General features: G+C 70.7%; 5 protein-coding genes. 1 reads left to right on the top strand and 4 read right to left on the bottom strand.

Features of this window, described 5'->3' with window-relative positions; all coding sequences use genetic code 11:
- Positions 1-1088 (bottom strand): Glu/Leu/Phe/Val dehydrogenase (locus RMO40_RS07635; RefSeq protein ID WP_309718586.1); only part of this gene is annotated, 1088 nt, incomplete at its 3' end.
- Positions 1089-1315: 227 nt separating this feature from the next.
- On the opposite strand from RMO40_RS07635, the gene RMO40_RS07630 reads away from it, so the two are divergent.
- Positions 1316-4387, top strand: a complete 3072-nt coding sequence (locus RMO40_RS07630) for a PKD domain-containing protein (protein ID WP_309718583.1) — start codon at positions 1316-1318, stop codon at positions 4385-4387.
- A 150-nt stretch (positions 4388-4537) separates the two neighbouring features.
- Here RMO40_RS07630 and RMO40_RS07625 read toward each other — a convergent pair whose 3' ends face one another.
- From RMO40_RS07625 to RMO40_RS07615, 3 genes are all read right to left on the bottom strand, one after another.
- On the bottom strand, positions 4538-7369 hold the full coding sequence (locus RMO40_RS07625) for a protein kinase domain-containing protein (protein WP_309718579.1): 2832 nt from the start codon (positions 7367-7369) through the stop codon (positions 4538-4540).
- A 40-nt stretch (positions 7370-7409) separates the two neighbouring features.
- Positions 7410-7916 carry an ECF-type sigma factor gene (locus RMO40_RS07620; RefSeq protein WP_309718576.1) on the bottom strand — a complete coding sequence of 169 codons (507 nt, stop codon included), beginning with the start codon at positions 7914-7916 and terminating at the stop codon, positions 7410-7412.
- A 78-nt stretch (positions 7917-7994) separates the two neighbouring features.
- The coding region (locus RMO40_RS07615) for a pyrroline-5-carboxylate reductase dimerization domain-containing protein (RefSeq protein WP_309718573.1) at positions 7995-8356 on the bottom strand (362 nt) is incomplete at its 5' end.

The following is an 8356-nucleotide window of genomic DNA, read 5'->3' as shown; positions in this document are numbered from 1 at the left end:
TCCTGCACCCACTCGAAGTAGCTCACGGTCACGCCGCCGGCGTTGCAGATCACGTCGGGCACGACGAGCACGCCGCGGTCGTGCAGCACGTCGTCGGCGTCGGGCAGCGTGGGGCCGTTGGCGCCTTCGAGCACCAGCTTGGCCTTGATGCGGTTGGCGCGCGGCACGGTGATCTGGCCTTCGAGCGCGGCCGGGATCAGGATGTCGCAATCCACCTCCCAGAAGTCTTCGTTGTCGACCTTCTCTGCATCCTTGTAGCCCGAGATGCCGCCGTCACGCTTGAGCACGGCCATGGTGTTGGCCATGTCGAAACCCTTCGGGTTGACGAGGGTGCCGGTGTGGTCTTGCACGGCTACCAGTGTGGCGCCCGCGCCGATGAACAACTCGGCCGCCGCGCTGCCCACGTTGCCCATGCCTTGCACCGCGATGCGTGCACCGTTGAGGTTGAGGCCCAGGCGGCGCGCGGCTTCACGGCCGGTCACGAACACACCGCGGCCGGTGGCCTTCACACGACCCAGTGAGCCACCCAGGTGCAGCGGCTTGCCGGTGACCACGCCGGTGGCGGTGGTGCCGGTGTTCATCGAATAGGTGTCCATCATCCAGGCCATGATCTGGCCGTTGGTGTTGACGTCGGGTGCAGGGATGTCGCGCTGCGGGCCGATGATGATGCCGATCTCGCTGGTGTAGCGACGAGTCATGCGCTCGAGCTCTTTGTGCGAGAGGGTTTTCGGGTCGACGCGGATGCCACCCTTGGCGCCGCCGTAGGGCAGGTTGACCGCAGCGCACTTCACCGTCATCCAGGCACTCAAGGCCATCACTTCTTCCAGCGTCACGTCGGGGTGGTAACGCACGCCGCCCTTGCCGGGGCCGCGCGACAGGTTGTGCTGCACACGGTAGCCCTCGAAATGGGCCACTCGCCCGTCGTCCATCTCGATCGGCACGTCGACGATCAGCGCGCGTTTTGGGCGCTTGAGGGTTTCAGACCAGTGCGCCAGGTGGCCGAGGTAGGGCAACACGCGGTCGACTTGCGACAGGTAGGTGTGCCAGGGGCTGGTGGCGCTGGGGGTGACGTAGGACAGGAAGCTCATGGAATCGGTCTCCGTTGATGGGGTCATGCCGGTCGCGCGCCGCACTCGTGATGCGTGGCGCCGGCATGGAGCGAGACTGTAGGCGCAGGCGAGCGCTCAGGTCATGCAGGCTGTGCATGGCCTCGGCTGCGCCGGGCATGGAGCGCTGTGTCCGGTGTGTCCGGCGTGTCCGGTTTGTGGCGCTGGCCACGTTGGCCTCGGCAAGACAGACCCTTGCCGGAGTTGCCATGCGCCCCCGTTCTCATTCGCTGAGCTTGTTGTTTTTCACGGTGTTGGCCGCTTGCGGCGGTGGGGGTGGCGGCGGGCCGGCTCCCGCCCCACCCCCTGCTCCGGGGGGCAACCAGCCGCCGGTCGCCAGCTTCAGCGCGCCGGCCACGCTGGTGGCGGCCGGTGTGGCGGGTTTTGATGCACGCGGCTCCAGTGACCCCGAAGGCAGCACGCTCAGTTACCGCTGGGATTTTGGCGACGGCAACCACGGCGGCACGGCGCAGATCGCCCACCTCTACCCGGCGGCCGGTCGCTACAGCGTGCGCCTGACGGTGACCGACGTGCAAGGCGCCAGCCACGAGACCACGCGCGAGATCACCGTCACCCCAAGCGCTGCCACGCCCACGGCCCAGGTCACGGGCCTGGTGAAAGGCACGGATGGGCTGCCCCTGGCGGGGGCAAGCGTCGGCGTGGTGGGTGGCGCCAGCCCGGTGGTCTCCGATGCACAAGGCCGTGTTTCGCTGACGGTGAACGCCGGGGCCGAGGTCGCCTTGCGCGTGTCGCGCAGCGGTTACGCCGATCAGACGCATGTGCTGCGCTTGCCCGCCAGCGTGGGCAGCGACGGCTACTTCGAAGCCACGCTGATGCCGCGTGCCGCTGCCCAAACCCTGGCCGACGCCGCCGCCGGTGGCAGCCTCGCCGGCAGCGACGGGGCACGCATCACCCTGCCACCCAACGCGCTGATCAACGCGGCCGGCGTGGCCGTCACCGGCCCGGTGAGCGTGACGCTGACGCCGGTCGACATCAACAACCCCGCTGCCCTGCCTGCCTTCCCTGGCCGCTTCGAAGGCCTCAACTCCGACGGGTCGCGCACCCCCATCGTCAGCTACGGCACGGTGGAGTTCACGCTGTCGCAAGGTGGTCAGCCACTGCAGCTGCGGCCGGGCGCACGCGCCACCATCGAGCTGCCGCTTTATGCCGGCGCCAACCTCAACGGCTCCTTGCTCGCGGCCGGCGGCACGCTGCCGCTGTGGTCGCTCGACGAGCGCAGCGGCCAGTGGGTGAATGAGGGCACGGGCACGCTGGTCGCATCGACCGCGTCGCCCACCGAGCTGGTGATGCGCGCCGAAGTGGCCCACCTCTCGTGGTGGAACGCCGACCTGGGCTTCACGCCGTTCCGCCCGCGCCCACGTTGCATCAACGACGTGCCGGGCCAGTACGACAGCATCTTCGAGCAGGCCACGATCTGCAAGATGCTGGCCGAGATGGACAAACCGATTCCACCGCAAGGTGCTTCCGGGGTCTCTGCACAAGGCGCCTCGGGCCGCGAGCGGCCGCAAGCCGCGCCGCCGCGCTATCGTTTCCCGTCGATCCGCGTCGATGCGGCCACGCCGATGAGCGGCGGTGTGTCGCTCGACCTGCCGCCCGACTTCGACATGCTGCTCACCGGCACCGCGCTCAACGGCACCTGGCGCGGCCAGGTGCGTGTACGCGGGGGCGAGGGTGCGATCGACGAGGTGGTGGTGCCGCTGCGGCCGGTGGCGCAAGGCGGTGCGGCCGAAGCGATCACGTTGCCCTTCGATCAGATCCGCGCGGCGGCTGCTGCGCGCACCGACAGCTACCGCTTCCAGGCCACGGCGGGGCAGGGTGTGGCCATCACCGTATTGCGCGCCGAGTCCAGCCTCGCCGGCAGCGTGCGCCTGCGCGACGCGGCGGGGGTGTTGCTGATGACAGCGCCGTTTGCCAACACCGCCGGCGCGCTGCAGTTTCATCTGGCGCAGGCGGGCGACTACACCATCGAGGTGGTGCCGACCGACAACGCGCCCGGCAGCTACCGCCTGCAGGCCGTGGTGCAAACCGTGGCCGAGCGAACGCCGTCGGTGGCGCTGACGTCATCCACCGAGGCTGGCATCGCCCAGGTGGCAAGCAACGCGTCGGGGGCTGCTATGGCGGTGTGGCCCGAGCCGCAACAGGGCGCGCTGCTGTTGAAAGCCAGCCGCTACCTGGGCGCCGACACCGGCTGGTCGGCGCCCGAGACGGTGGCCAGCGTCGCCGGCCTCAACACCACGGTCGGCGTGCAGATCGGTCTCGACGATGCGGGCAACGCCATCGCGGCCTGGGACGTGGGCGCGGGGCCGGTGGTGGCGCGCCGCGCTGCCTCGGGCGGCAGTTGGAGCGCGGCGCAGCCGCTCGGGTCGGCCGCTTGTGGGGGTGGCCTGGTGCAAAAACTCGCGGTGAGTGCGAATGGCAACGCCACGCTGCTTTGGCGGCGCGGCAGCGGGCTGTGCGCGCGCCACTACACGGCAGCCGCCGGCACCTGGTCGGCCGAACAGACCCTCGACACGGCCATGTCCGGCACCGGCCTCGTGCTCGAAGCCGCCGCCAACGGAGACGCCGTGGCAGCGTGGACGCTGGAAGGCCCTGCGGGTGTGGTGCTCACGCGTTTCAGTGCGGCCGCGGGCACCTGGGGTGCCATCGAGACCATTGCCGGCAACGGCACTTACTCGCCCACGCTTGCGATGGCCGCCGACGGCAGCCTGCTCGTGGCTTGGCACACGCTGGCCGGCGCGGTCGATGCGGCGCACTGGCCTGCCAGTGGCGGCGCCTGGTCGGCCGCGCAACGGGTGGGCCTCAACAACGGCAGCTTCTTCCTGTCACGCGCCGTCTGGCGCACCGGCTCACGTTTTCAGGTGGTGTGGCCGTCGCTTGACGGCTTGGCCAGCCGCGAGTTCGACGGCAGCAACGGGCAATGGGGTGCCCCCTTGCCGGTGGCGACCGGCCGGGCCGCGTCACCGATCACCACGCGCGGGGGTGGCGGCGGTGTGGTGGTGATGTGGTGGGCCAACAAGCCGAGTGGCAGCGGCACCGACATCGGCTTCTCGCGCTGGAACGCCGTCACCGGCAGCTGGGTGATGTCGAGCGCGCTGCTGACGCCGAGGCCCGTGGTGCTCAACCAGGCGGCGGCCTTCCCCGACTCGGCGAGCCTCGCGGTCAGCGCCAGCGGCACGGCGACGATGCTGTGGCGCGAGTACCTGCCGCCAGGTGTGAGCGGCGCCAGCTTGCAAGGCACGCGGGTGCCGCTGGCGCCGTGAGGCATCGCCGAGAAGCCCCGTCAAAACTTCCGTTCGCGTTGAGCTTGTCGAAACGCCGGCCCTGAGCTTGACGAAGGGCCGTGCAGCTCTGCGTCACGCATCCATCACTCGCGCATGGCCTTCGACAGGCTCAGGCCGAACGGAGCACTTTCAGAGCCCCAGGTAGCGAGGCTGGGTGACGGTCGGGCTGCCAGGAGCGTCGTACAAGCGGCTGGCGTCGAGTGCCTGGGCGCGCAGCTGCGCAGCCTGCGCCGCGTCGCCGCTGCGTTCGAGCACGGCCGCGCGCACGCGCCACAGGTAGGGCGCCATGCGCACGTCGCGAAAGCCGCTGACCTGTTGCCAGGTGCTCAGCGCCGCGCGGCTCGCCGCTTCAGCGGCCTCAACATCGCCGCGCTGCAACGCCACACGCGCCAGCCCCGCCTGTGCCAGCGCCACGTGGCTCCAGCCGGGCGTGGTGGCATCGCGTGCGGCGCGCTCGAACTGCGCTGCGGCCGCATCGGTCTCGCCTTGGTCGAGCAGAAAGCGGCCCCACCGTTCGCGCATCGCGATGGTGGGTTGCGCGCCGGCCACCGCGTGGGCCTCGAAATCGGCGAGTGCCAGCGTGAACAGGCGGCGTGCGTCGGTGGGGCGGCCGGCGCGGTCGTAGGCATCGCCCAGGTGGCGGCGCACGCGGCGCAAGGCAAAGTCATGCGGCGGCTCGGTTCGCCAGGCCCGCTCCACCCTTTCGAGCAGGGCAATGCCTTCTTGCGGCCGGCCTTCGGCGGCGAGGCGTTCGCCCCGGTCTTCGCGCACGCTGTGGGCGTCGGGGTCGGGTGCGCTCTCGGGTGGCAACAAGCGCATCACGTCGGCGAACAGGCTGTCGGCCCGCTCGCGTGCACCGGCCAGGTGGGCGGTGCGGGCGCGGCGCGCGGCCGCGCCCCAGGCCGCTCGCGAGGCCGGCCCGCTGGTTCGCAGCGCGAGCGCGGCCGCCTGCGCCAACGCCGCTTCGGCGCCGGCCAGGTCGCCCAACTGTTGCAGCATCAGGCCGATGTTGCCGTGCAGGGTCACCAGCTCGGCGTGGTTGGGCTCGCGCGAGCGTTCGGCCAGTGCGATCACTTGCCGGTTGGTGGCGATGGCTTCGTGTGTGCGGTCGGTATGCGTCTGTTCGTTGGCCAACTCCATCAGCGCGGTCACGTGGCCACGGCTTGCGGGAGCGTGACGCTCGAACAGGCGCAAGGCGGTGTGCAGGGCGGCTTCGCGCTCTTTGGCAGCATCTGGCCGGTCACGCAGGCACACGCTGCGCTGTGTCCACCACGCGGCGCGCAGGGCGCTGTCGTTGCGGCCGGCTTCGGTGAGGGCACGGTCGGCGGCGTCGAGCAGGCGCAGGCAGGCGGCATGGTCGCCGCGCGCCTGCGCACGCACCGCCGAGTCGAGTTGCGCTTCGAGCACATGCGGGTGCAGCGGGCCGTGGTGCTGCGTCACCAACGCGATCTGGCGGGCCTGCAGCCGCTCGAAGGCCGCGTCTTCGCCGAGCTCGCGGTAAATCTGCGCGGCGGTGCGCAGCAACTCGATCTGCACCTCGGGGTCGTTTGCAAAGCGGGCCTCGATCTCGCCGGCACTCTGGTCGAGCAAGGCCTTGGCGGTGATCTGGCCGCGCGGCGTGTCGGACGCAATGCGTGGGTCGCTCGCCTGGAACACGCCGAGCAGAAAGTCTTTCACCGCCTCGGCCCGCTGCGCCTGGGCCTGCGCCCGCTGCGCTTGCCAGGCGACGGCAGCGCCACCCCCCAGCAGCACCACGCCGAGTGCCGCCGAGAAGCCCACGCCGAGGCGGTGGCGGCGCACCCACTTGGCAGCCAGCTTCCAGCGGGTGATGCGGCGTGCGCTGATGGGTTCGTTGTGGGTGTGGCGTGCGAGGTCGGCCGCGAGGTCGGCCACGCTGGCGTAGCGCGCTTCGGGGGCGGGCTGCAGGGCCTTGTCGGCAATCGCGTCCAGATCGCCTTGCAAGGCGCGGCGCAACGCCGGCAGCGTGAGGCCCGTGGCGCGGGCGTGCTGTTCGCTGGCGTGGCGCGAGGCCAGCGGCAGCTCTGGCGGCGCCTGCGCTTGCCAGCTTTGCGCCAGCAGGCTGCCGCCGCGTGGTGTGCTGCCGCAGAGCAGCTCGAACAGCATCACGCCGAGCGCATACACATCAGTGGCCACGGTGATCGGGCCACCGGCCAGCTGCTCGGGCGCGGCATAACCGGGTGTGGCCGGGTGCGCGCCGGCGCGGGTGAGTGGGGTGGCGTCGTCGGCCTCGCCGTGCAGCAGGCGGGCGATGCCGAAGTCGAGCAGCTTCACCTGGCCTTGCGGCGTGACCAGCACGTTGCTGGGCTTCAAGTCGCGGTGGGCCACCAGCTTGGCGTGGGCGTGCTGCACCGCCGCCGTGACCTGTGCGAACAAGGCCAGGCGCGCGCTGATGCCGAGCTGGCGTGCATCGGCCCACTGCGTGAGCGGCTCACCGTCGATGGCCTCGATCGCGAGGTAGGGCTGGCCATCGGCCGCCAGGCCGGCGTCATAAAAACGGGCAATGTGCTCATGCGACAAGCGCGCGAGGATGTCGCGCTCGCGCGCAAAACGGTCGCGCACCGAGCCGGCCAGCAAGTGGGCGTGCGGCAGCTTGAGCGCCACCTCGCGCTGGTAGGCGCCGTCGATGCGACGTGCCAGCCACACCTCGCCCATGCCGCCCTGGCCCAGCTCGCGCAGCAGCTCGTAGGGGCCGATGTGCTGGCCGGCGCTGCGGGCAGCTTCATGGGCCATCGGGTGCAGTTGGGGCCCGGAGAGAAAGCTCGTCTGGCTGGCCGCCGGCAAGGTGTGCAGCACCGGCGCGAGCCAGGGCACCAGCGCTGCGTCTTCTTCGGGCAGCGTGGCGATCCAGGCGTCGCGCTCGTGTTCGGGGCGTTGCAGGGCTTCGTCGAGCAGACGCGAGAAGCGGGGCCAGTGTTCGGGTGGGCAGGGGAGCTTGCTCATGTCAACGGGCCAACGCAATCGGGTCGTGGCACCGGACAGCTCAGCCGAGCATCGTGCGCAGGATGGCGCGCGCCTTGTCCCAGTCGCGCCGCACGGTGCGCTCGGTCACGCCCAGCGCGCTGCCGATCTCGGCCTCGGTGAGGCCACCGTAGTAGCGCATCTCCACCACCTGCGCGAGGCGCGGCTCCACTTGTTCGAGAGCACGCAGGGCTTCGTCGACCTGCAGCGCTTCGTCGTCGGCGGGTGTGCCTTCGGCCAGCGTGGTCGACAGCGTGACCCGCTGCGCGCCGCCGCCGCGTCGCTCGGCCTGCTGCTCGCGCACCAGGTCGACGATGATCGATCGCATCACCTTGGCGGCGTAGGCGTAGTAGTGGCCGGGGCTCGGGAAGTGCAGGCCTTCGGCGCGGGCCGACAGGCGCAGGTAGCTCTCGTTCACCAGTGCCGTGGTGTTGAGCTGGGTCAACGGGCCCGAGGCATGCAGCCGGGCGCGAGCGATCTTCTTCAGCTCGGTGTAGGTGGCTGCGTCCCAGGGTTCGGCGGTCTGCATCTCAGCCGGCGCCGAGCCGCCTCAAGGCGGCTGAGCGACCCCTCGGGGGGCAGGAGCGGAGCGACGTGGGGGCAGACATCACTTGCCGAATTCATCGCCGAGTTCACTGGCTCGGCGCTGTGCGGCCTTCAGGGCTTTGACGATGGCGTTCTTCACGCCACTTGTCTCCATCGAGGTGAGCGCAGCGTAGGTGGTGCCGCCTTTGGAGGTGACCCGTTCACGCAGCAGCGCAGGGGGCTCGCTGGAGGCCTGCGCCAGGGCGGCCGAGCCCATGAAGGTGGCGAGCGCCAGCTGCTTGCCCTGCTCTTCGCTCAAGCCCATTTCCACCGCCGCTTGCATCATGGCCTCGACGAAGTAGAAGACATAGGCCGGGCCCGAGCCCGAGAGCGCGGTGACGGCGTCGAGGTCGGCTTCTGCGTCGACCCACAGCGTGCGGCCGG

The sequence above is a fragment of the Rhizobacter sp. genome, assembly GCF_031412075.1.
Taxonomy (GTDB): domain Bacteria; phylum Pseudomonadota; class Gammaproteobacteria; order Burkholderiales; family Burkholderiaceae_C; genus Rhizobacter.
This window is presented reverse-complemented; position numbering and strand designations above follow the sequence as displayed.